Genomic DNA, 1,322 nt, shown 5'->3' with positions numbered 1-1,322 from the left:
GTGAATTGGCATAAATCGTTTTGGATTTAATTTAACGGCCAATTCAACCGTTTGATGAGGAAATAAATGGTTATCCGACCAACGCCCATCACGTTCTGCCGGTGGTTTTCGTTTATACACAGACGAACATTTGCAGCGCTTGTCATTTATTTGTTATTGCCGATCTTTGGATATGTCCCTAGAAGAAATCAAATTGCTCTTGAGTTTGGACACTGCATCGGAACAACAAAAAACAGAAATTAATCAATTACTTGATCTGCATATTCAAGACATCGCCAAGCATATTCACCGATTACAGCATTTGCGCATGAATTTGTTACAGTTAAAACAGCAATGTGGTACATCAGAGCAGCAGAATTTACTGCAGATCTTGCAACGTAGTCATGCGAAGTTTAGACCGATAAAATAAAGCCACCTCATCTTAGGTGGCTTTTATTGTTGGCGAGAAAATTAGTTTTTGACAAAATCGCTAAATGTGAGCTCGTACTCATCACCATCCCGACTGTAGGAAATAAAGCGCGGGAATTTTTCCCCTTCATGTTTTTTCACCACAATGTCTTTATTCCCTGTTTTAAATTGATAGGTAATTTCAGTTACATCCTGTTTTTTATATTTAATTTGTTTTTTGTTCGTGTTCAACACCACATTCTTCATTGGATAAAGTTTTTTGCCGTTGGTGATTTGGAAACTGGTTGGCAACTTATCGTAATAACTCAGCTGGAAAGCAACGGTAAATAAATCGTAAGTCGGCAAAGTAAGCGCTTCGGTTTTCAAGCCGTCTTTCACTTTACCATATTCAATTTTACGGTTAGCAATTTTCGCTTCGGCATAAGGTTTGTTATTGCGTGTATCTTTATAACTTAGCATATTGAAAAAATTGCTACTTTGTGCGCCTTTGGAGGTGAACTGAATGTTGTATAACGGTACGTTAATATTAGCTCTGATACTGTACTCAAAACCGTCTGACTGAAAATGCACATAAGCAGGCATGAGATAATTGGAGCTGTATTTGATGTTCAAATCCGTTGCTTCGGCAGCTTGTACACCGGGAATATAAAGTAATGTAGCCAGTAAAAATAATTTGAGTAATTTCATGTGATTCCTTTTATCTCGTTAAATTGTTGTGCAACTTAGAACGAGCTTTCAAGCATAAGTTCCCGTTGAAAGTGCGGTGCTTTTTGGATGCGTTTTGATAAAGCGGTGAGCGACTTTTCCAAAAGGCGGATAAATTCTCCCTAAAATCGAATAAAAAAGAAAGTAATATTCAAATCTTTGATCAAGATAACAGTTTTTAGGTAGAAATTCTCATAGAATAGAGACAG

General features: G+C 37.0%; 1 protein-coding gene and 1 pseudogene. One reads left to right on the top strand and one right to left on the bottom strand.

All coding sequences use genetic code 11. The features are described from left to right. Positions 1-82: 82 nt before the first annotated feature. Positions 83-409 (top strand): annotated as a pseudogene (locus QZ106_RS00025) (MerR family DNA-binding protein); the annotation flags it as partial. Between the two features lie 41 nt (positions 410-450). Here the strand turns inward: QZ106_RS00025 and QZ106_RS00020 are convergent. After that, complete coding sequence (locus QZ106_RS00020; RefSeq protein ID WP_295972667.1) at positions 451-1,095, bottom strand: hypothetical protein; 645 nt, start codon at positions 1,093-1,095, stop codon at positions 451-453. Positions 1,096-1,322 lie beyond the last annotated feature (227 nt).

The sequence above is a fragment of the uncultured Aggregatibacter sp. genome (assembly GCF_901873365.1).
In the GTDB taxonomy this organism is placed as follows: Bacteria; Pseudomonadota; Gammaproteobacteria; order Enterobacterales; family Pasteurellaceae; genus Aggregatibacter.
This window is presented reverse-complemented; position numbering and strand designations above follow the sequence as displayed.